This is a genomic window from Bizionia saleffrena (assembly GCF_008086175.1).
GTDB classification, from domain to species: Bacteria; Bacteroidota; Bacteroidia; order Flavobacteriales; family Flavobacteriaceae; genus Bizionia; species Bizionia saleffrena.
In genome coordinates this window covers 142,963-163,731 of record NZ_VSKM01000001.1, presented here as the reverse complement: position 1 = coordinate 163,731, position 20,769 = coordinate 142,963, and the positions used below count along the sequence as shown (strand labels likewise).

Below are 20,769 nucleotides of genomic sequence, written 5' to 3'. Positions count from 1 at the left end.
TTATTGCGATGACCTCGTATTCTAAACTATAGGGGAGTCCATAGTAATTGAATTATACAACAAAAAAGGATCATTTTAAACAGGTGATCCTTTTTTGCTTTCAGTAGTTAAAGGACCAATAAACCAGCGCCTCTTAGTTTTAATAACGGTTTAGAATACCAGAATAATTCAAAATCTTCAAACGTGGTTTCAAAATTCTTTTTTAATTGTGAAAAGGTGGGCAGTTTAGCATTGTGCGGCAGTAAAAGATCTAGTTGATCTAAAAACCAGTCTCCGTGATCTTTATTTAAGGTAATGGTAATCGCATCGGTTTTGGAGTGAAATGTAAGTTGTAATTGGTGAAATGTCTGGCCTTTTTTAGTTTTAGACGTTTCTTCAACTAGCGGCCATTGTCCTAGCCATACAATTTTAGCGGTAGGTTTGGTGCTGAATAGTTGTTCGTTTTCGATACATTCTTCAATAAATTGATGCGGAATAGAGGTTTCAGAAATATCAAAATCAAACCAATTTTGTAACGGCAATTCAAATCCAATACCGTGCATAAAATTGAATAAAGACTTCTTTAATCCATAACTGAATTTAGAATGATCAATTCCTGTAATATCTGAAAAATGAACATCGTTATTAGCGAATGAAATTGTGTTGTAATGTGGTGTTACCCCATAATCTGAAGGATTTATACCTATGGGGCTATGTGCTGTTAAAGCAAACTGATGCCAAAACCCAGATTGTAAAATACCGATTTCGAAAAGCTGTCGCACCATCTCTAAACTGTCTACCGTTTCTTGTTCGGTTTGCGTGGGGTAGCCATACATTAAATAGGAGTGCACCATAATATTGGCTTCGGTAAGATTGCGGGTAACTTGTGCCACTTGTTTTACCGTTACACCTTTGTCTATTAATTTTAAAAGCCTATCGGAAGCGACTTCTAATCCGCCAGAAATAGCAATGCAACCCGATGTTTTTAGTAATAAACAAAGGTCTTTGGTAAAGTTTTTTTCAAACCGAATGTTCGTCCACCATGACACTACGAGCTTTCGTTTTATAATTTCTAATGCCAGCGCTTTCATTAAAGCTGGTGGCGCGGCTTCGTCTACAAAATGAAAACCATATTCGCTAGTTTGGGCGATAAGCTCTTCCATCCGGTCCACGAGTAACTTGGCAGCTATAGGCTCGTAAATTTTTATATAATCGAGCGATATATCGCAAAAGGTACATTTCCCCCAATAGCAACCGTGTGCCATTGTTAGTTTATTCCATCGGCCATCGCTCCATAAACTGTGCATTGGGTTGGCGATTTCAATAACCGAAACATAGTCCGTTAGTAATAAATCACTATAATCGGGTGTGCCTACTTGCGCTTGTTTATAATCGGGTGTAACCGCATTGTTTTTATAAGTAACCGTATCATTTTCTAATAAAAAAGTACGTTTATACTCTTGTGGTTCTTCTGTTTTGCTAAGATTTGTGTGAAGTAATTCTATAGGTAATTCACCATCATCTAAAGTAATAAAATCAAAGAATTCAAAAACGCGTGAATCGGTTAACGAGCGTAATTCTGTATTTGGGAAACCCCCACCCATCGCTATTTTTATAGTTGGGTAGTGGGTTTTAATATACTGAGCACATCTAAAAGCGCTATATAAATTTCCCGGGAAAGGTACCGAAAAACAAACGAGTTTAGGTTTCGTCTTATGTAATTGGCGTTCTAAAAGATCTACGGTAATGGTATCAATGTGAGTTCGTTCTTTTTGTAGCTCATTATACAATTCATCAAATGCATTGGCGCTATGGCCTAATCGTTCAGCATAGCGACTAAATCCAAAATTAGGATCGATACATTCTATAATAAAATCGGATAAATCTTCTAAATATAGAGTGGCTAAATGCTTGGCTTTATCTTGCATTCCCATTAAACCAAAAGCATAGTCTAAATCGTCTAATTGCTCAAAACGCGAGGCCTGCGGTAGGAAGTTTAAAGTGCAAATTTGTCGTGCAAACGTGCTGTTTTTTCCTTGTAGAAACCGAATAACCACGTCCAAAGGTTGTAAGTATTCGTGTCTTAAGCTATAAATACGTTGCCCGTTGGCGGTAACAATCGTGTCATTTTTATAAGCATAATCAAAGAGTTGCGCAAAGGTGTCTTTAGTAAATAATTTAAGAATAACCTCGATACCTAAATCCATCTGAAAGGCACTAATTGCTTTCGTATTTAAAAATCCTTTTAAATACGCCGTGGCAGGATACGGCGTATTTAATTGGGTAAAAGGTGGCGTAATAAGTAAAAGGTCTTTTTGCATAGTTTAAAGTTGAATGAAGCAAAGATAATCGAAAAGAAACAGGTGTTATTTCAATTTCTAAAAAACCTCTAAATACGTATTTGGAATCTGGTGATGTTACAAATTGCTGGGAATGAGAAAGCGTTCTCTAATAATTATTTTTCATTATTCAATATCTCCGCAACGGCTTGTTGATATTTTACGGGATTTGATGCTTTTTTGATTTTCTTATACGTTTTTTGCGGATTAGAAAATGACTGCGAGAAATAGTCCCAAAAACCGAGCATTTTCATTTTTATAGGCGTTGGCCCCGAAAGTACAGCATCGTATTGCTGGTAAATCTCATCGTGAAAGTCTTTAAAAACGGACCAGCGGTTTTTAGGGTATTCGGTGGTGTTATTTTTTATCATACTAGGCAAAAAAGGATCCGCAATTAAGCCACGACCAATCATAAAATGATCGATAGATGGGAAGTGTTCTTGCATTGCTTTAAACCCTTTAACAGTTGTGATATCGCCGTTATAATAGAGTTTCTGTTTTGACACTTCAATACATTTCTGAAAAGCATCTAAATTCACCCCGCCTTTATATAATTGTTTTCCAATGCGCGCGTGAATCGCAATGTTTTTAAGCGGATATTTTTCTAAAATAGGGAAGGTGTGTAATATTTCTTCAGGATTTTCGTAACCCATTCTCATTTTCATAGAAACCAAAATATCAGTTTCGCTGTGAGCACGCTCTAAAATAGCATCAATTTTATTGGGGTCGCAAATGAGTCCCGAGCCCATTCCGCGCTTGGTAACCATTGGGTAAGGGCACCCTAAATTCCAATTCAATTCTTTATAACCCAATTCGCGCACGTATTTGGCAACAAATAAAAACTCTTCGGCATCGTTTGTTATAACTTGCGGAATAACCTCCAAAGTGGTGTTGTTTTCAGGTAATAAATCGCGCGCGTACGACGACTTAATTTTTAGTTTTCCGTTTAAACGAATATATGGGGCATAAAACGTATCGATGCCGCCAAAATATTTTTGTTGCGCGTTACGAAAACGGTAATCTGTAAAACCTTGTAAAGGTGAAGACAATAATTTGAAATTCATAATTTAAAATGTGCCACAAAGATAGTTGAATTCCAATTTTAAAAAGTGTGTATACTATCAAAAATAAATAAATAAAAAAGTATAGAGATCTTAAAACGTAAACCCACTTTAAAGCTTTTGGTAAGCCTTAAAGTGGGTTTAAACTAAATAATGAAGTGCGTTTAGTTGCGTGTTGCTTTTGTTAAGGCTTTTTTACCACCAACAATTGGTAAGGTTAACGCAGTGCCTTGTAAATCTATAGTTAATTCGGTACCCGGTTTTGGCAAGATTGTAAATTCAGAATCACTAGAAAAAACCATTAATCCTATTTGCTGACCTTTAGGAATAATCTGGTCATCTGGCATAAGGTTAAAAGTTATTTCGTAAAATTCACCTGGATTTAAGGGCGAACTCTCTGTTATTGATTTGTGATTTTGAGGATCGGCCCAACCTCTTGTGATAATATTATCTGTGATTTTCGCCTTTTTTGCCGGATTCCAAGGTAGCGATACTAACCACACCGATAAATTTGCTGCTGGTTTGCTACTCGCTAATTTTATAGTAATCCTAGCTTCTCCAGAAAGGTGTAACGCTTCTTTTAAAATAGGAGTAGAGTATAATAACCTATGTCTTGATGTTGTTGCTTGCGCTAAATTTCCACCCGAAAAATTATAATCGTCGATAAGCGTTTCTTTAGTATTCTTTGTCGTTTTGGTAGTGTTTAGGCTTCCGTTTGTTTCTCCGCCTTTACCCACATATAAAGTAACATCTTCGGCACTTGGATTCGGGTAATTAGCGTAGGCTGTAGGATTATCATTTTTGTCGTTTTCACGAACAATCCAAGCCTTAGCATCGTTCTCAACACCGTTTTCAACACCGTGTAAATAATGAGTAAACCAACGGTTCATCATCGTCATCGGTGGTGGTCCCCCATGCCCTTGTTGGTGGTAATAAATTTGCGACGGAATACCTTGCGCTTCCGCTTGCTTGTAAATACGGTAGCTGTGTTCTGGCATCACATTCCAATCGTTGAAACCATGCGACATTAATAAGGCTGCTGTCATTGGTTTCATCTGATTTAAATAGTCGCGGCTGGCCCAAAAATCATTATAATCACCTGTTAATCTGTCCATATTTGGAACCAACTCAGTGTCTCTAATGACTTTATTGTTATGCGCTCTATTCGCTGTGTCACCACTATGTATAAAATCGTATAAAACATCAATATCCTCACCCAAATAACCGCCCGGAGAACGTACCAATCCGTTAGATCGGTAATAGTGATAATACGATGTGTTTGGCGCAATCGGGATAATCGCTTCTAAACCCTTTACTCCTGTGGTAGCCGCTGCTAAAGGTAATGTTCCGTTAAATGAAGTCCCCGTCATACCGACTTTTCCAGTAGACCAATAGGCTGTAACTTTTTCGTTACCATGGGGCGTTGTGTAACCATCGACACGACCATTTAACCAATCGATAACAGCTTTGGGTGCTAAGGCTTCATTTTCTCCTCCTAACGTTGGCGCACCTTGCGATAAGCCAGTTCCAGGAGACGAAGAATGTACCACGATATAACCACGTGGTACCCATTTCGAAATATGAGAATTAGAAATAATTGGTCGTTCTCCTAAACGTGTAACTTCGGGATGCACGCGCTCTTTTGAAGCGGGTTCACCAAGCTCGTGCTTTACATCCCACATAATACCGTGAACATCTGGTGCGACACCCGCAAAATACGGACTTGTAACATAAACGATTGGAAGTTTTAAACCTTCGGTTTCTGTTTGTTGCGGTCTTGTTACCGAAACGTGAACGCGGTCTAGGAGGTCATCGCCATCGGTATTAGTATTTGTCTCTACCCAAAGGTCGTGACGAATCCAATCTTTTGGTGAGCTAAACGCTTTAACTATTTGTGCTTCGCCATCTTGGAAGACGGGTTTTATCTTGTTTTGTGCAGTGGTTGTTAACGACACAAATGTAATTAGCAGAAATGCAATTAGTCTTGTAGTTTGTTTTTTCATTATAAAGGAATTTTATGTAAAGTCTTTTTAAGATGGTGTATCAGTGCGCGAAATCGTAACGCTTTGAATAAAAGGATTAGCTGTAAAAATAAACATTATTGTTCGATAAAAGACATAAGACCGCTTCACTTTTAGAATCGAGAAATAAGATTGGTTTTCGTGTTTTATAGAAAATGAACAGTAAAAAAAAAATCCACTTCAAAATTTTGAAGTGGATTTTATTTGGTAACGTTCTTATAGAAATAAGAAATGGTATTATTTTATCATTTCGTAACTACGTTTTATAAAGTCGCTTAATTCTTTTCCTTTTAAAAGGCCTTGCGATAAACAAGCTAAATCTAAACTTTGCGTAATTAATTGTTCTTTTCTCTCTTTTTCTTCAGTGGCTAAAATATCGCTCACTAAAGACGAGTTGGTATTTACCACAAGATTGTACATTTCTGGCATATTACCCATTCCGAACATACCACCGCCACCTCCAGACGCTTGCATATCTTTCATACGTCGCATAAATTCTGGTTGTGTAATCATAAACGGAATAGCATCGCTATCTAAAGCTTCTAACTGCACCATAAATTTTTCAGAAGGAATAACGTCTTTTAAAAGATCTTCTAACGTTTTCGACTCGTCTTCGCTCAATTTAGAAATAGCAGTCTCGTCTTTTTTGATAAGGTTACCAACAGAATCAGCATCTACACGAGCAAACGAAATATTTTCTTTCGTGCTTTCTAGTTTTTGCATTAAATGCGAAATGATTGGAGAATCTAATAATAACACTTCGTAACCTTTTTCTTTAGCAGCTTCAATATAGGTGTGTTGCGCATCAGTATTACTGGTATAAAGAAGTATTAATTTACCGTCTTTATCGGTTTGATTCTCTTTTATTTTATTCGTTAACTCTTCGTAAGTGTAATACTTACCGTCTACTGTTGGGTATAAAGTAAAAGCATCAGCTTTATCGAAGAATTTATCTTCAGAAAGCATTCCGTATTCAATAACCACTTTAATGTCGTTCCATTTCTTTTCGAAATCTTCACGGTTTTCATTAAATAGTGATTTTAATTTATCAGCTACTTTACGCGTAATGTAAGACGATATTTTTTTAACCGCACCATCAGTTTGTAAATACGAACGCGATACGTTTAACGGGATATCTGGAGAGTCTATTACCCCACGAAGCATTGTTAAAAACTCGGGTACAATACCTTCCACGTTATCGGTAACGTAAACTTGGTTTTGGTACAATTGAATTTTGTCTTTTTGAATACCCATATCCTGACTCATCTTAGGGAAATATAAAATTCCTGTAAGATTAAACGGGTAATCTACATTTAAGTGAATATGAAATAAAGGCTCTTCAAATTGTGACGGGTATAATTCCTTGTAGAAACTTTTGTAATCTTTATCCTCTAATTCCGTTGGCTGTTTTGTCCACGCTGGGCTAGGGTTATTAATAAAGTTATCGACTGTGATTTTTTCTGGAGTAGCATCTTCTTCAGCATCTTCAGCAAGTGGTAACGTTTCCTCTTTTGTTCCAAATTTAATTGGAATAGGCATAAACTTGTTATACTTCTGTAATAATGTGCTTATTCTAGCTTCTTCTAAAAACTCGGTAGAATCTTCAGAAATATGTAAAATAATCTCTGTTCCACGATCTTGTTTATCGCATTCTTCTAATGTGAATTCTGGCGAACCGTCGCAAACCCAATGCGCAGCTGGTGCATCAGCATTATGAGATTTAGTAAGAATTTCTACTTTTTCGGCAACCATAAATGCCGAGTAAAAACCTAATCCAAAATGACCAATAATTCCAGAATCTTTCGCCGCATCTTTATATTTATCTAAAAACTCTTCAGCTCCAGAAAACGCGACTTGGTTAATGTATTTCTCTACCTCTTCGGCAGTCATACCTATACCTTGATCTATAATGTGTAATTTCTTTCCTTCTTTATCGATTTTTACTTCAATAAACGGATTACCATATTCAGATTTAGATTCCCCGATGCTTGCTATGTGCTTTAATTTTAGGGTCGCATCTGTACCATTACTAATTAATTCTCTTAAAAATATTTCGTGATCGCTATACAAGAATTTTTTTATAAGCGGAAAAATATTTTCTACAGAAACATTAATATTTCCTTTTGCCATAATATTTAATTTATTTTTTCTCGATATCTCGAGAAGTTGTTTGTTGTTGAACTCTTGAAAAGTAATAGTCAACAAAAATGCCAATAGATAAAAAGTGACAAACTGTCAATATTGAATTATTATGCATGCATAATTAATAAGAATTTATTTTTTAAACCTTACTACTGAAAAGACTAAATTGCGATAGAATAACGTCTTAAATTGAAGCGTTATTGGTAACCTTTATGATTAAATAAACTATGTATAATTCAAAAATTATAGGATTAGGCCATTTTGTACCTGAACATATTGTCACTAATGAAGAGCTATCTCAATTAATGGACACCACAGACGAGTGGATACAAGAACGTACTGGAATACAAGAACGCCGCTGGGTTAAAGATTCTGGAGACACCACGTCTTCTATGGGAGTTAAAGCGGCAAAAATTGCGATTGAGCGTGCGGGAATAGATAAAGACGAGATCGATTTTATAATTTTCGCGACTTTAAGTCCCGATATGTATTTTCCTGGACCTGGCGTGCAAGTTCAAGAAGCTTTAAAAATAAAAACGGTTGGTGCGTTAGATATTCGCAACCAATGCTCGGGTTTTATCTATGCAATTTCTGTGGCCGATAATTTTATAAAGACTGGAATGTACAAAAACATTTTAGTTATAGGCGCCGAATTACATTCTCACGGATTAGATAAAACTACGCGTGGTCGCGGCGTCTCTGTCATTTTTGGAGATGGAGCAGGAGCGGCGATTTTAAGCAGAGAAGAAGACACTACAAAAGGAATTTTATCGACTCATTTACATTCGCAAGGGGAACACGCCGAAGAATTAGCTCTAATTGCACCAGGAATGGGCAAGCGATGGGTAAACGATATTATTGCTGATAATGACCCCAACGACGAAAGTTATTTTCCGCATATGAATGGACAATTTGTATTTAAAAATGCAGTCGTTCGCTTTAGTGAGGTAATTATGGAGGGACTTCAGAAAAACAACCTGAAACCTGAACATATTGATATGCTAATTCCGCATCAAGCAAATTTGAGAATTTCTCAGTTTATTCAGAAGAAATTTCAGCTAAACGATGATCAAGTATTTAATAATATCCAAAAATATGGAAATACAACCGCAGCGTCAATTCCTATTGCGTTATCTGAAGCTTGGGAGCAAGGAAAAATTAAAACTGGCGACACGGTGGTTTTGGCGGCTTTTGGAAGTGGTTTTACTTGGGGAAGCGTTATTATTAAATGGTAATAATTTTAAAGACACTAAATATACAATACTTAAAGATTAAAACTAAAAATCCCGAAGCTTGCTTCGGGACTTTTAAGTTATATACTTTACGTTTACTGTATGGCGAATTGAAATATAGAGGAAGACTAATTCAAATAAAATATAATTCGTTAACTGCTTTTTGTATCGGTATACTATGTGTGTCTTTTATTTTTATTGTATTGATTGTTAGGTTTTAACGAGGTTTTACAGTCGGAGGTTTTAATTGTTTGTTATTACTTTAAATAAAAAATCCTAGAACATAAGTCTAGGATTTTTTTGCTATTAATCAACAATAATTAAAAAATCGAAGTATGATTTAAATTATTACTGCAAATATAAGGTAAGAAACACGAGTGGTATTCTCATTTATAGAGGTTTGGGACAAGTTTAACTTAGTATTAAGTTTACTTTAGTACTAAAAAGTCTACAAAAAATTAGAAATCTGAAGCCGATTAAGCTCTAGGTTTCCTTTTCTATACGCATACTTAACACTAACGATGACTTTGCAACCAGGTAATTAAGGCTAATTAACCGATATTATATTTTTACAATTTTTTATTTGATTTTTTACAAAAGTCTATTACATTTAGTAGGTGTAACACTCTTTTTATTACATTGAAATAGTGAAACCCAAGAACCCTAATTTAAATAGATATTATATGAGTAAAAAAACACTAGTAATAGGTGCTTCTCTAAAACCGATTAGATATTCTAATATGGCTATTCAGAAATTAACCAATTACAAACACGAGACCGTGGCTATTGGTTTGCGAGGGGGCGACATTAAAGGTGTCTCCATAGATGTCGATTTAAAAGACTATAAAAATATAGATACGGTAACCTTGTATTTAAATCCTAATCGACAAGAAGACTATTACCGCTACATAATAGGTTTAAACCCTAAGCGCGTTATTTTTAATCCGGGCACAGAAAATCCGGAATTTTACGATCTTTTGAAACGTAATAATATTGACGTTGAAATAGCGTGTACACTCGTCTTATTATCAACGCATCAGTATTAAATCGGTTTAATGTTCTTTTTTTTAGAAATAAGTAATAAGCCTAAAGCCATAATTACACCGTTTACAATTAAAATTTCGAAACCAATTTGGTACCCGTTAAACAATTGCATAGAGTAGCTATTTAAAACATACGAAACCAGTGGCGCTAAAAGGGCTATAATCCACACGTATTGGTCTTTTATTTGCTTTTTGGTGTAAATACCAAAGGCGAATAAACCTAATAACGGACCGTAAGTATACCCGGCTGCTTTAAATAATTCCCAGATAACAGAAACGTCTTTAAAAATTGTATCGAATAAAATGATGACGATAATTAAAAGGATACTGACTACTATATGGACTTGCTTTCTTATTCTTTTCTGCTGATTCTCTGGCTTCTTCTCTAAATCAATAATATCAATACAAAAAGAAGTGGTTAGCGAGGTTAAAGCCGAATCTGCACTAGAATATGCGGCTGCAATCAATCCTAGTAAAAAGAAAGCAGAAGTTACCAAACCAATCTCTGGGAGCATTGCAATGGTAGGAAATAAATCGTCTTTATTAGCTGTAATACCATTCTGTTGCGCGTATTGCGTAAGTAGTAAGCCTAAAGCTAGAAACAGAATATTCACAAAAACCAACACCACACTAAAAACGAGCATATTCTTTTGTGCGTCTTTTAAGTTTCGGCAGGTTAAGTTTTTTTGCATCATATCTTGGTCCAAACCGGTCATAGTGATAGTAATAAACATACCCGCAAGAAAACTTTTTATAAAGAACTGTGCATCATTAACGTCGTCTAGAAACAAGATTTTGCTCATTTCGCTCTCTTTTACATTCGATATTATAGCTGAAACACTATTTAAATCTAAAGCAGAAGCTAAAAATGAAATAGTAACCACCACAGAAATAAGCATGAACAGCGTTTGAAGCGTATCGGTGAAAATGATGGTTTTAATACCACCTTTAAAGGTGTACAACCAAATTAAAGCAATCGTAAAAATAACAGTAATTGGAAACGGAATTCCAAACTGGTCGAAAATAAGTAACTGCAATACTTTAGCCACTAAAAACAGTCTAAATGCTGCCCCAACAGTACGCGAAATTAAAAAGGCAACCGAACCCGTTTTATAACTCGTCACGCCAAACCGCTCTTTTAAATACGTGTAAATGGATGTTAAATTCATTTTGTAATACAGGGGAAGCAAAACATAGGCGATAACAATATATCCGAAAAAATAACCTAAAACAACTTGAAAATAACCAAACTGTTTCGTTTCTACTGCGCCAGGAACCGAAATAAAAGTGACACCAGAAAGTGACGCTCCAATCATCCCAAAGGCAACTAAATACCAAGGCGCCGATTTATTAGCTTTAAAAAAAGCAGCGTTAGAATCTTCTTTTCCAGTGAGATACGATATTAACATTAAAACGCCAAAGTAAGCGGCAATTAAAAGTATAATTTGAGTTGCAGACATTGTTTTAGATAAATTTCGGTGCGCCAAAAATACAAATAAGTTGGTTGCACCGCTTTAAAAAACGGATTAAAATATAGACCGCTATTGTACGGCAAAAGTTTAAAAAGTAGTAAATTCGCAACCATGGAATTTTCATCTAAACTTTTAGAAAAAGCAGTCGGCGAAGTATCGCAATTACCAGGTATTGGTAAGCGTACAGCGTTGCGTTTGGTGTTGCACTTATTACGTCAGCCAAAAGAGCAAACGCAAGGGTTAACAACAGCTTTAAGCGCTATGCGAAACGATTTAAAATTCTGTAAATCGTGCCATAATTTAAGCGATGTCGATATTTGTGAGATCTGCTCGAGTGTGCTTCGCGACAAAGAAATTATTTGCGTTGTAGAAGATATTCGCGATGTAATGGCCATAGAAAACACAGCTTCTCACAAGGGGATTTATCACGTTTTAGGCGGAAAGATATCGCCAATAGACGGCGTTGGTCCGCACGATTTAAACATCGTAACGTTAGTCGAAAAAGTAAAAGCAGGACACGTAAAAGAACTCATTTTTGCACTGAGTTCTACAATGGAAGGCGATACTACAAACTTTTATATTTTTAAACAGATTCAAGGATTGGAGGTTAAAACGTCTACGATTGCCAGAGGAATTTCAGTAGGAGATGAATTAGAATATGCCGATGAAATTACCTTAGGACGAAGCATATTAAACCGTATTCCTTTCGAGGCTTCATTAAAACAATAACCTGCATTTGAAGCTGTCTATTATCATATTAAATTACAATGTGCGTTACTTTTTAGAAGTGTGTCTACAAAGTGTGGAAGCAGCTATTTCATCTATCGACGCCGAAATTATTGTGGTCGATAATAATTCTCAAGACGATAGTTGTGCCATAGTGAGAGATAAATTTCCTAATGTTATCTTAATTGAAAATAAGGAAAATTCAGGGTTTTCGAAAGGCAATAATCTGGGATTTAAAAGAGCGAAAGGCGAGTATATTTGTATTCTAAATCCCGATACGGTGGTTGGCGAAACAACGTTCAGTAGTATTTTAGAGTACGCCAATACTAAAACTAATTTAGGTATTGTTGGGTGTAAATTGGTAGATGGTAGCGGGCAATTTCTTCCTGAGAGTAAGCGCCATATTCCAACGCCTAAAGTGGCGATTAGTAAAATGCTTGGACGAGATACCACATATTATGTGCATTCTTTAGGCCAAGATGCCGTAGGCGAAACGCCTGTTTTTGTCGGCGCTTTTATGCTCATGAAATACGCGGTTTACAATGAAGTTAACGGGTTTGATGAAGATTACTTTATGTATGGCGAGGATATCGATTTGTCTTATAAAGTGCTAAAAGCAGGTTACACTAACTATTATTTTGGTAAAACAACGGTAATACATTACAAAGGAGAAAGTACGTTAAAAGATAAGGTGTATGCCAAGCGTTTTTACGGAGCGATGCAAATTTTTTACAAAAAACACTTTAAAAGTAATCTAGTTTTTAATGGGTTTTTGTGGTTGGGTATCCAAATGGCAAGTCTTTTAAATGCCGAAAAACCTTCAATAGAATTAAAAAAGGAGGCCATTTTTGTCTGCGCTTCAAATGGTAAGAATGATTATACTGCGCGCTTTCCGTTTCCGGTGAAACAAATTGAACAGCTTACTCAAGCTACGCCCAATTCTGAAATTATTTTTGATGCTAATTATTTGACTTTCAGTGAAATAATTAGTGTGATTTCGGGTTCTGATAAGAATAAAAATTTCACTTTTAAAATTCTACCTAAAAACTCTAATTTTATCCTCGGAAGTAATTCTTCGAAATCTAGAGGGGAAGTTATTGCTTTTAAATACTAAAATAACAAAACTATAACAGCAGAATTATATTGAATAGTGAAAGAAATCGACTATTTTTTATTAATTTTGCACTCTAAAAAAGAAAACAGACCTATAAATTATTGATATGGCAAGATTTGAACTTAAGTTACCAAAAATGGGAGAAAGTGTTGCGGAAGCAACTATAACCTCTTGGCTTAAAGAAGTTGGTGATACTATTGAAGCAGACGAAGCAGTGTTAGAAATCGCTACCGATAAAGTAGATAGTGAAGTCCCAAGTGAGGTGGACGGTGTTTTAGTTGAAAAACTATTTAATGTCGACGATGTTGTTCAAGTAGGACAAACCATAGCAATTATAGAAACAGAAGGAGAGGGTAGTGCAACTACCGAAGCGCCAAAAGAGACTACAACAGAAGCGCCTGCGCAAACTAAGGACGTAGAGCAAACGGTAACTTCTGCACAAGAAACAGCCGCGCCAATAGCCTCTAACGACGGTCGTTTTTATTCGCCGTTAGTTAAAAATATGGCAAAACAAGAAGGTATCTCGCAATCAGAATTAGATGCGGTTACTGGAACAGGAAAAGAGGGTCGTGTTACCAAAAATGATATGATTTCGTATTTAGAAAATAAAGACTCTAAACCAACTCCGGCTGTGGCACCAACAACGTCGGTACCAAAACAAGCGCCAGCGAAACAAGTGGCTCCTGTCGTTGCAAGTGGTGACGATGAAATTATTGAAATGACTAGAATGGGTAAATTAGTTGCTCATTATATGGTAGAATCTGTTCAGAAAAGTGCTCACGTGCAAAGTTTTATTGAAGCCGATGTGACGACAATCTGGAATTGGAGAAAGAAAGTAAAAGATAGCTTTATGAAGCGCGAAGGAGAAAACTTAACGTTTACTCCAATATTTATGGAAGCGATTGCAAAAGCGTTACGCGATTTCCCAATGATGAATATTTCACTTCAAGGTGACAAAATTATCAAGAAGAAAAATATTAACTTGGGTATGGCTGCAGCTTTGCCAAGTGGCGATTTAATTGTTCCGGTAATTAAAAATGCAGATCAGCTTAATTTGGTTGGAATGACCAAACAGGTTAATGACTTAGCTAGAAGAGCGAGAGAGAATAAATTAAAACCAGACGATATTCAAGGCGGGACGTACACAGTAACAAATGTAGGTACCTTCGGAAGTATCATGGGGACTCCAATTATTAATCAGCCACAAGTAGGGATTTTAGCGTTAGGTGCCATACGTAAAGTGCCTGCCGTTATAGAAACTCCAGAGGGTGATTTTATTGGTATCCGTTATAAAATGTTCTTATCGCATTCGTACGATCATAGAGTTGTAAATGGTGCGCTTGGCGGACAATTTGTTAAAGCTGTAAAGGATTACTTGGAAGCATGGGATGCTAAAAGAGAAATGTAATACTGATTAGTATAACAAAGAAATTGCATAAAAAAAGCACAGTTTTAAAACTGTGCTTTTTTTATGTAATAGAGTATGTATTCTATTTTAAATAATCTTTATAGGTTTTTTGTCTTTATCGATAGCGACAAACGTAAATTCTCCTGAAACTGCTTTTTCTCTAGAGTCTGAGTACATTTCTTCGACATAAATATCAACTTTTACTTTTAAGCTTGTGTTGCCTAAGTACGCTACTTTTCCTTTTAATTCTATAATAGTTCCTGCAGGAATTGCTTTTTTGAAATCTATTTTATCGCTACTTACCGTTACCATACGCTGACGGCTAAATCGAGTGGCGGCAATAAAAGCAGTTTCGTCCATAAGTTGCATTGCAGTGCCACCAAATAAGGTGTCGTAATGGTTCGTTGTGTTTGGGAAAACCGCTTTGAAAATAATGGTTTCAGAATGTTTTATGCGTTCTTCTATAGTCATAATTAAGTCGTTTTAGGCTTAGTTTTTTGCCGTTTTAAGATTGTAATTCTTGATGTCTTATTTGTAAATGGTCTAAATGGTAACTTAAAAGTTCTTTTTCCCCTACTGGCTTAAAACCCAATTTTAAGTAAAGCTTTTTAGCATTGAGGTTTCTTTTATCGACTAACAATCCTAGGGTTTCTTTGCGATTTACAACATATTCCTGAATTAAATGTTGTAAAAGCTTCGAGCCAATACCTTGACCTTGGTGTGTTTTACAAACACCTAAGGCATCAATATAAAATTCCCCATTTTGGGTCTCGTTTTCAATGTGTAATTGCGAGTTATAAAACGTTTTAATATATTTAATAATAGGAGCGCGCAAGGTTTCTAATTGTCCGCCATCATAAATGTTTACGGCCGCGATGATTACCGTGTCGGCTTCAACAACAGTACAGTTTTCGTAAGAATATTGATTATTTTCTTGCTCAATAAAGTATTTCAAAAAGCGTCTCGCTTTATCGTAGTCATTCTCGGTGACTAGTTTATAGGTAATATCTTCCATTGCAAGTAATAATAATGTGGCGATGGTATCTGAATCTTTTCTTGTGGCTTTTCGAATTATCATTATCAATTAATTTTTAGAGTATAAGCTTAAAGTTTTCATATTTATAAAATGCTTACAAGTAAAAGTAACATAATAAAATTATATTTGCAGAAATCATATTACAATTACATGGAATTAAATCTCAAAAAGCCCATTTGTTTTTTCGATTTAGAAACTACAGGTGTTAATATTTCTAAGGATCGCGTCGTAGAAATTTCAATCTTAAAAGTGTTTCCTAATGGCAATAAAGAAAGTAAAACGTGGCTGGTAAACCCAGAAATGCCAATACCCGCAGAAACCACCGAAATACACGGTATTACTAACGAAAAAGTCGCTAATGAACCTACGTTTAAGGCCTTGTCGAAAGATATTAATGCAATGATTAAAGATTGTGATCTTGCCGGGTTTAACTCAAACCGATTTGATATTCCGCTTTTAGCAGAAGAAATGCTTCGGGCAGATATCGATTTTAATATGAAAAACAGAGTCGCTATCGATGTGCAAACTATTTTTCATAAAATGGAAAAACGCACCTTAGGCGCCGCATATCAGTTTTACTGCAACGAAAGTTTAGAAAACGCCCATTCTGCCGAGGCAGATACAAACGCAACGTACGAAGTTTTGAAAGCGCAAATAGAGCGTTATGATGATGTCGAAAACGATACGGCGTTTTTATCAGAGTTTAGTGCACACAAAAAGTTTGCAGATTTTGCAGGCTTTATAAATTTTAATAAAGAAGGCGTGGAGTGCTTCTCTTTTGGGAAACATAAAGGTAAAGCCGTAGTGAGTGTTTTAGAAAAAGAACCTGGTTATTTTGGGTGGTTATTAAATGCCGATTTTCCGTTATATACCAAAAAAGTGTTAACGGCTATTAAATTACGCGCATTCAACAATAAAATTTAAAAAATACTTATGCCTTATTTTAATTGCGTTGAAGCCACGGCGAGTTAACACTATTAGAGTTAACGTGTCTCTACACTTAAAGCCTACGAACTGAATTTAAATAAGTAAACCACTATAGTATTGCTAATTCTTAATAATTATGAAACTAATTTGTATAGGTAGAAATTATACCGAACACATAGCAGAACTTAAAAACGAAAAGCCCACAGAACCTGTCGTTTTTTTAAAACCTGATACTGCGATTTTATTAAAAAAACAACCGTTTTTTATACCGGATTTTTCAGACGATGTGCATCACGAAGTTGAAATCTTAGTAAAAATCAATAAGGTAGGAAAATACATCGATAAAAAATTCGCTCCCAAATATTATGACGAAATCGGATTGGGAATAGATTTCACAGCGCGCGATGTACAGCAGAAATTAAAAGACAAAGGCCTGCCGTGGGAAAAAGCAAAAGCGTTTGATGGTGCTGCGGTAATTGGCAAATGGAGGTCTAAAAGTGACTACGAAGATCTCAACAATATTAACTTTTCTCTTCAAAAAAACGATGAGGTTGTACAAAAAGGTAATACCAAATTTATGCTTTGGAAAATTGATGAGATTATAGAATATGTCTCTAAATATTTCACTTTAAAGATTGGAGATATTATCTTTACGGGCACACCTTCTGGCGTTGGTAGAGTGAAAACCAACGATAAATTAAAAGGCTATATGGAACAAAACGAAATGTTTTCAATTACAGTAAAATAATGGAGAATAACTATAAATTAAATCGCCTAAGAGAGTTAGCCGATAATGACCAGGAATTTTTAGAGGCTTTAGCACAGACTTTTTTAGAGGAAGTGCCAGCCGATGCAAATACATTAAAAGAAGCGGTAGAGAATGAAAATTATATGCTAACCTATCAAACGGCGCACAAGATGAAACCCACTATCGATGTGTTCGAATTAGGGGTTTTAAACGAGCTTGTCGATATTCAAGATTGGGGAAAAGACGAAAAAAGAAATGAAGATGTATCTATGCAACTTCATAAGGTATTAAAAGCTATTGATGCCGCAGCAGAAGAATTAAAAACAGATTTTAATTTGTAATTAATGCAAGCAGAAATTATAACTATTGGAGACGAAATTCTAATCGGACAAATTGTCGACACGAACTCAGCATTTATTGGAAAAATACTTAATTCCGTTGGTGTTTCAGTTTATCAAATCACTTCCATTCAAGACGATCGAGCGCATATTTTGAAAGCGTTATCCGCAGCAGAAGCGAATGCTGATATTATAATTGTAACGGGCGGTTTGGGGCCTACAAAAGACGATATTACAAAACACACTATTTGCGATTATTTTAATGATCACTTGGTTAGAAATGAAGCGGTGACTATTAATATTGAACGGTTGTGGCGGGATTACGTGAAGCAACCTATGCAGCAAGTAAACTTAGATCAAGCATTAATGCCATCGCAATCACAAGTCTTAATGAATACTGTGGGGAGCGCTCCTGGAATGTGGATAGAGAAAAATAATAAAGTATTTATCTCGCTACCTGGTGTGCCCTATGAGATGAAATTATTGATGGAAAATGAAGTCATTCCGAAGTTAAAAAATAAATACAAACGGCCGTCTATTCTTCATAAAACACTAATAACTTACGGCATTGGAGAAAGTATGCTTGCTGAAAAAATTGAAGAATGGGAGACTAATTTACCTATTTTTATAAAATTAGCGTATTTGCCAAATTTCGGAAAAGTGAGATTGCGTTTATCGGCAATAGGAGCCGATCTTGAAAGTATAACACGCGCCGTTGATGCCGAGATACAAAAAGTAATACCCTTAATAAAAACCGAATATATTGGTATTGAAGAAGAAGATGGCGATTTGGAAGTGGTGATTGCAAAACAACTGACTAAATTAGGAAAAACACTTGCTTTGGCCGAAAGTTGTACAGGTGGAAAAATAGCAGAATTGTTTACGTCGCATTCAGGAGCTTCAGCTTACTTTAAAGGCGGTGTGGTAACATATGCTACTCAAAGTAAAATAGATATCTTAGGCGTGCCAGAAATACTAATCACAACACACTCGGTGGTGAGTGCCGAAGTTGCAGAAGTGATGGCGCAAAAAGCAAGAGTATTGTATAAAAGTGATTTTGCACTGTCTACAACGGGTAATGCCGGACCAGCAAAAGGCGACTCGGAGGCCGAAGTGGGAACCGTTTTTATTGCTTTAGCGACAGAAAACGGTGTTTTTTCTCAAAAATTTGAATTAGGAAGCAATCGTGAAAGAGTCGTGAACAAGTCTGTTAATAAGGCTTTAGAGCTTTTACAAAAAGAAATATTTAAAATTTGATGAAAAACAGATTGAGATTTCTAAAACATTTTATATATTTGCACCTCGATTTTTAATAACATCATTTTTAAAGTTATATAGTAATGTCAAGAGTTTGTGAACTTACAGGAAAAGTAGCGATGGTTGGAAACAACGTGTCGCACGCAAAGAATAGAACGAAGCGTAAATTTAACGTGAACTTATTAAAGAAGCGTTTTTTCATTGCTGAGGAAGATAAGTGGATAACTTTAAAAGTTTCTGCATCAGCATTAAAAACAATCAATAAGATTGGAATTACGGCAGCAATTAAAGATGCTAAATCTAAAGGATTTTTAAAATAATAGCCAATACGGTTTAAAAGCATAAGAAAATGGCAAAAAAAGGCAACAGAGTACAGGTAATATTAGAATGTACGGAGCACAAAGAATCTGGGAAACCAGGGACGTCTCGTTATATTACAACAAAAAATAAGAAAAACACGCCAGATAGAATGGAGATTAAGAAATTTAATTCTGTTCTTAAGCGTATGACAGTTCATAAAGAAATAAAATAATTGAGTCATGGCAAAGAAATCAGTAGCATCATTACAGACAGGATCTAAAAGATTATCAAAAGCAATAAAAATGGTAAAGTCTCCAAAAACAGGAGCTTACATGTTTATTGAGTCCATTATGGCACCAGAATTAGTAGACGAGTTTTTAAAGAAATAAGTTATACTTCTTATATACAATTTATAGTAAGCTGCTTTCGTTTAGAAAGCGGCTTTTGTTTTTTATATAATATTGTGTTACTTTACGTCAGTTTTAATGACAAAGTTTCAGTTTGTAAAAATAAGGCTCAAAATTTGTTATAGAGCCTATAGATAGTTTGTTTAATAGAGTGGGAATTACTGTCTTTAATTACTTAGCCAACACGCAACAATATGAGTTTTTTTAAAAAAATATTTTCTTCAGAAAAAAAAGAAACCTTAGACAAAGGACTTGAGAAAACGAGTAACTCCTTTTTAGGAAAGTTAAGTAAAGCAGTCGCTGGAAAATCTAAAGTAGATGAAGATGTTTTAGATAACTTAGAAGAAGTTTTAGTCTCTAGTGATGTCGGTGTTAACACAACACTTAAAGTGATTAGTCGTATCGAGGAAAGAGTATCTAAAGATAAATATTTAGGAACAGCCGAACTTAATAAAATTTTAAGAGAGGAAATTGCCGGACTATTATCTGAAACCAATTCTGGAGAAGAAGTAGAATATTCTATCCCAAAATTAGCGCCACAAGCTAATGGTGCAAAAACACCGTATGTTATAATGGTGGTTGGTGTTAACGGCGTTGGTAAAACAACAACTATTGGGAAGTTGGCGTATCAGTTTAAAAAGAAAGGCTTAAAGGTTGTTCTCGGAGCTGCCGATACCTTTAGGGCGGCTGCCATAGACCAATTACAGGTGTGGGCAGATAGAGTGGAGGTGCCAATGGTACGCCAAGATATGGGAAGTGATCCTGCAAGTGTCGCGTTCGATGCGTTACAATCAGGCGTGTCTCAAGCGGCCGATGTTATTATTATTGACACTGCCGGACGTTTACACAATAAGGTAAACTTAATGAACGAGCTTACAAAAGTAAAACGGGTAATGCAAAAAGTGATTGGCGATGCGCCACACGATGTGTTATTAGTTTTAGATGGTTCTACAGGACAAAATGCATTCGAGCAAGCCAAACAATTTACTGCCGCAACCGAAGTAACGTCGCTAGCCGTTACAAAATTAGACGGTACTGCAAAAGGTGGCGTGGTGATAGGTATTTCAGATCAGTTTAAAATTCCAGTAAAATATATAGGTGTTGGCGAGGGTATTGAAGATTTACAAGTCTTTAATAAATTCGAATTTGTAGATTCATTCTTCAAATAAAACACCACTTACATGCTATAGTAAATACAGTATAAAAAATTGAAGCTCTA

At 35.7% G+C, this 20,769-nt stretch carries 20 protein-coding genes; 13 read left to right on the top strand and 7 right to left on the bottom strand.

The window, feature by feature from the left end:
- Positions 1 to 107: 107 nt before the first annotated feature.
- The 4 genes from ES676_RS00740 to htpG all read right to left on the bottom strand — a co-directional run bounded on the left by ES676_RS00740 (position 108) and on the right by htpG (position 7,530).
- Positions 108 to 2,300, bottom strand: a complete 2,193-nt coding sequence (locus ES676_RS00740) for a B12-binding domain-containing radical SAM protein (RefSeq protein ID WP_148368120.1) — start codon at positions 2,298 to 2,300, stop codon at positions 108 to 110.
- Between the two features lie 134 nt (positions 2,301 to 2,434).
- A complete protein-coding gene (locus ES676_RS00735) occupies positions 2,435 to 3,382 on the bottom strand; it encodes a tRNA dihydrouridine synthase (protein ID WP_148368119.1) in 948 nt (315 codons plus the stop codon).
- Positions 3,383 to 3,543: 161 nt separating this feature from the next.
- Positions 3,544 to 5,382 (bottom strand): Xaa-Pro dipeptidyl-peptidase, encoded by a 1,839-nt coding sequence (locus tag ES676_RS00730; protein ID WP_148368118.1) that lies wholly within the window; start codon positions 5,380 to 5,382, stop codon positions 3,544 to 3,546.
- Between the two features lie 255 nt (positions 5,383 to 5,637).
- The gene (htpG, locus tag ES676_RS00725) at positions 5,638 to 7,530 is read right to left on the bottom strand and encodes a molecular chaperone HtpG (RefSeq protein WP_148368117.1); all 1,893 of its coding nucleotides are present in this window, start codon (positions 7,528 to 7,530) and stop codon (positions 5,638 to 5,640) included.
- A 239-nt stretch (positions 7,531 to 7,769) separates the two neighbouring features.
- Between htpG and ES676_RS00720 the strand changes: the two genes are divergently transcribed.
- Together ES676_RS00720 and ES676_RS00715 are read left to right on the top strand one after the other, a co-directional pair.
- On the top strand, positions 7,770 to 8,777 hold the full coding sequence (locus ES676_RS00720) for a 3-oxoacyl-ACP synthase III family protein (RefSeq protein WP_148368116.1): 1,008 nt from the start codon (positions 7,770 to 7,772) through the stop codon (positions 8,775 to 8,777).
- 680 nt (positions 8,778 to 9,457) lie between these two features.
- Complete coding sequence (locus ES676_RS00715; protein WP_148368115.1) at positions 9,458 to 9,820, top strand: CoA-binding protein; 363 nt, start codon at positions 9,458 to 9,460, stop codon at positions 9,818 to 9,820.
- Here ES676_RS00715 and ES676_RS00710 read toward each other — a convergent pair.
- Positions 9,817 to 11,277 (bottom strand): sodium:solute symporter, encoded by a 1,461-nt coding sequence (locus tag ES676_RS00710; protein ID WP_148368114.1) that lies wholly within the window; start codon positions 11,275 to 11,277, stop codon positions 9,817 to 9,819. The two genes, ES676_RS00715 and ES676_RS00710, sit on opposite strands and share 4 nt — an antisense overlap.
- A gap of 123 nt (positions 11,278 to 11,400) precedes the next feature.
- Between ES676_RS00710 and recR the strand changes: the two genes are divergently transcribed.
- From recR to ES676_RS00695, 3 genes are all read left to right on the top strand, one after another.
- On the top strand, positions 11,401 to 12,018 hold the full coding sequence (gene recR / locus ES676_RS00705; protein ID WP_148368113.1) for a recombination mediator RecR: 618 nt from the start codon (positions 11,401 to 11,403) through the stop codon (positions 12,016 to 12,018).
- Between the two features lie 7 nt (positions 12,019 to 12,025).
- The gene (locus ES676_RS00700) at positions 12,026 to 13,129 is read left to right on the top strand and encodes a glycosyltransferase family 2 protein (RefSeq protein WP_148368112.1); all 1,104 of its coding nucleotides are present in this window, start codon (positions 12,026 to 12,028) and stop codon (positions 13,127 to 13,129) included.
- A 106-nt stretch (positions 13,130 to 13,235) separates the two neighbouring features.
- Positions 13,236 to 14,537 carry a dihydrolipoamide acetyltransferase family protein gene (locus tag ES676_RS00695; protein ID WP_148368111.1) on the top strand — a complete coding sequence of 434 codons (1,302 nt, stop codon included), beginning with the start codon at positions 13,236 to 13,238 and terminating at the stop codon, positions 14,535 to 14,537.
- 87 nt (positions 14,538 to 14,624) lie between these two features.
- Here the strand turns inward: ES676_RS00695 and ES676_RS00690 are convergent, their stop codons facing one another.
- Together ES676_RS00690 and ES676_RS00685 are read right to left on the bottom strand one after the other, a co-directional pair.
- Positions 14,625 to 15,008 (bottom strand): acyl-CoA thioesterase, encoded by a 384-nt coding sequence (locus ES676_RS00690; RefSeq protein WP_148368110.1) that lies wholly within the window; start codon positions 15,006 to 15,008, stop codon positions 14,625 to 14,627.
- A gap of 34 nt (positions 15,009 to 15,042) precedes the next feature.
- A complete protein-coding gene (locus ES676_RS00685) occupies positions 15,043 to 15,615 on the bottom strand; it encodes a GNAT family N-acetyltransferase (RefSeq protein ID WP_148368109.1) in 573 nt (190 codons plus the stop codon).
- A 108-nt stretch (positions 15,616 to 15,723) separates the two neighbouring features.
- Between ES676_RS00685 and ES676_RS00680 the strand changes: the two genes are divergently transcribed.
- From ES676_RS00680 to ftsY, 8 genes are all read left to right on the top strand, one after another.
- A complete protein-coding gene (locus tag ES676_RS00680) occupies positions 15,724 to 16,497 on the top strand; it encodes a 3'-5' exonuclease (RefSeq protein ID WP_148368108.1) in 774 nt (257 codons plus the stop codon).
- Between the two features lie 139 nt (positions 16,498 to 16,636).
- Positions 16,637 to 17,248, top strand: a complete 612-nt coding sequence (locus tag ES676_RS00675) for a fumarylacetoacetate hydrolase family protein (protein ID WP_148368107.1) — start codon at positions 16,637 to 16,639, stop codon at positions 17,246 to 17,248.
- Positions 17,248 to 17,589 (top strand): Hpt domain-containing protein, encoded by a 342-nt coding sequence (locus ES676_RS00670; RefSeq protein ID WP_148368106.1) that lies wholly within the window; start codon positions 17,248 to 17,250, stop codon positions 17,587 to 17,589. Before ES676_RS00675 ends, ES676_RS00670 begins: the two co-directional genes overlap by 1 nt.
- A 3-nt stretch (positions 17,590 to 17,592) precedes the next feature.
- A complete protein-coding gene (locus ES676_RS00665; protein ID WP_148368105.1) occupies positions 17,593 to 18,843 on the top strand; it encodes a CinA family nicotinamide mononucleotide deamidase-related protein in 1,251 nt (416 codons plus the stop codon).
- Between the two features lie 83 nt (positions 18,844 to 18,926).
- A complete protein-coding gene (rpmB, locus tag ES676_RS00660) occupies positions 18,927 to 19,163 on the top strand; it encodes a 50S ribosomal protein L28 (protein ID WP_148368104.1) in 237 nt (78 codons plus the stop codon).
- 29 nt (positions 19,164 to 19,192) lie between these two features.
- Positions 19,193 to 19,375, top strand: a complete 183-nt coding sequence (gene rpmG / locus ES676_RS00655) for a 50S ribosomal protein L33 (protein ID WP_148368103.1) — start codon at positions 19,193 to 19,195, stop codon at positions 19,373 to 19,375.
- A 7-nt stretch (positions 19,376 to 19,382) separates the two neighbouring features.
- Positions 19,383 to 19,532 (top strand): DUF4295 domain-containing protein, encoded by a 150-nt coding sequence (locus ES676_RS00650; RefSeq protein ID WP_148368102.1) that lies wholly within the window; start codon positions 19,383 to 19,385, stop codon positions 19,530 to 19,532.
- Between the two features lie 212 nt (positions 19,533 to 19,744).
- Complete coding sequence (gene ftsY / locus ES676_RS00645) at positions 19,745 to 20,719, top strand: signal recognition particle-docking protein FtsY (RefSeq protein ID WP_148368101.1); 975 nt, start codon at positions 19,745 to 19,747, stop codon at positions 20,717 to 20,719.
- Positions 20,720 to 20,769: the final 50 nt, after the last annotated feature.

Coding starts and splice junctions, on each gene's coding strand:
- ES676_RS00740 (WP_148368120.1), bottom strand. CDS start 2,300: ATGCAAAAAGACCTTTTACTTATTACGCCACCTTTTACCCAATTAAAT.
- ES676_RS00735 (WP_148368119.1), bottom strand. CDS start 3,382: ATGAATTTCAAATTATTGTCTTCACCTTTACAAGGTTTTACAGATTAC.
- ES676_RS00730 (WP_148368118.1), bottom strand. CDS start 5,382: ATGAAAAAACAAACTACAAGACTAATTGCATTTCTGCTAATTACATTT.
- htpG (WP_148368117.1), bottom strand. CDS start 7,530: ATGGCAAAAGGAAATATTAATGTTTCTGTAGAAAATATTTTTCCGCTT.
- ES676_RS00720 (WP_148368116.1), top strand. CDS start 7,770: ATGTATAATTCAAAAATTATAGGATTAGGCCATTTTGTACCTGAACAT.
- ES676_RS00715 (WP_148368115.1), top strand. CDS start 9,458: ATGAGTAAAAAAACACTAGTAATAGGTGCTTCTCTAAAACCGATTAGA.
- ES676_RS00710 (WP_148368114.1), bottom strand. CDS start 11,277: ATGTCTGCAACTCAAATTATACTTTTAATTGCCGCTTACTTTGGCGTT.
- recR (WP_148368113.1), top strand. CDS start 11,401: ATGGAATTTTCATCTAAACTTTTAGAAAAAGCAGTCGGCGAAGTATCG.
- ES676_RS00695 (WP_148368111.1), top strand. CDS start 13,236: ATGGCAAGATTTGAACTTAAGTTACCAAAAATGGGAGAAAGTGTTGCG.
- ES676_RS00690 (WP_148368110.1), bottom strand. CDS start 15,008: ATGACTATAGAAGAACGCATAAAACATTCTGAAACCATTATTTTCAAA.
- ES676_RS00685 (WP_148368109.1), bottom strand. CDS start 15,615: ATGATAATTCGAAAAGCCACAAGAAAAGATTCAGATACCATCGCCACA.
- ES676_RS00680 (WP_148368108.1), top strand. CDS start 15,724: ATGGAATTAAATCTCAAAAAGCCCATTTGTTTTTTCGATTTAGAAACT.
- ES676_RS00675 (WP_148368107.1), top strand. CDS start 16,637: ATGAAACTAATTTGTATAGGTAGAAATTATACCGAACACATAGCAGAA.
- ES676_RS00670 (WP_148368106.1), top strand. CDS start 17,248: ATGGAGAATAACTATAAATTAAATCGCCTAAGAGAGTTAGCCGATAAT.
- ES676_RS00665 (WP_148368105.1), top strand. CDS start 17,593: ATGCAAGCAGAAATTATAACTATTGGAGACGAAATTCTAATCGGACAA.
- rpmB (WP_148368104.1), top strand. CDS start 18,927: ATGTCAAGAGTTTGTGAACTTACAGGAAAAGTAGCGATGGTTGGAAAC.
- rpmG (WP_148368103.1), top strand. CDS start 19,193: ATGGCAAAAAAAGGCAACAGAGTACAGGTAATATTAGAATGTACGGAG.
- ES676_RS00650 (WP_148368102.1), top strand. CDS start 19,383: ATGGCAAAGAAATCAGTAGCATCATTACAGACAGGATCTAAAAGATTA.
- ftsY (WP_148368101.1), top strand. CDS start 19,745: ATGAGTTTTTTTAAAAAAATATTTTCTTCAGAAAAAAAAGAAACCTTA.